Consider the following 531-nt stretch of genomic DNA (forward strand, 5'->3'; position numbering starts at 1 on the left):
AATCCATCATCTAATGAATTTCCTTTTCTAGACATTGATTGTTCAATACCATGATCTTTAAGCCAACTTTGAAAAGCTGGATGTTGATATTGCCAGCCCTGATCAGTATGAAAGATAAGTCCATTTAATGCAGGATGATTTTTATAAGCTAATTCAAGCATGGTCATTACTTGTTCTAAGACTGGATGACGACTAATTGTGTAAGAAATTATTTCATGAGTACAACCATCCATAATTGGAGATAAATATAGCTTTTCTCCATTTAAATGAAATTCAGTTATGTCAGAATACCATTTTCTATCCGGTAAAATAGCTAAAAAATTACGGCAAATCAAATTAGGTTTAATTTTACCTACGGTTCCTTGATAACTTGAGTATTTTCGTCTACGTCTAATTGCAATACCGAATAGATTCATCTTTTTCATTAGACGCTTTACTTTCTTGTGATTGATTTTAATGCCTTCAATGTGTAATTGAGCTGTAATTCTCCTGTAGCCGTATCTATGTTTGTGTTCTTCAAATATTTCTTTG

General features: G+C 31.8%; 1 protein-coding gene. It reads right to left on the bottom strand.

All coding sequences use genetic code 11. The features are described from left to right. The coding region (locus tag LrDSM24759_RS07625; RefSeq protein WP_117118850.1) for an IS3 family transposase at positions 1–531 on the bottom strand (531 nt) is incomplete at both ends.

The sequence above is a fragment of the Lactobacillus rodentium genome (genome assembly GCF_003423665.1).
GTDB classification, from domain to species: Bacteria; Bacillota; Bacilli; order Lactobacillales; family Lactobacillaceae; genus Lactobacillus; species Lactobacillus rodentium.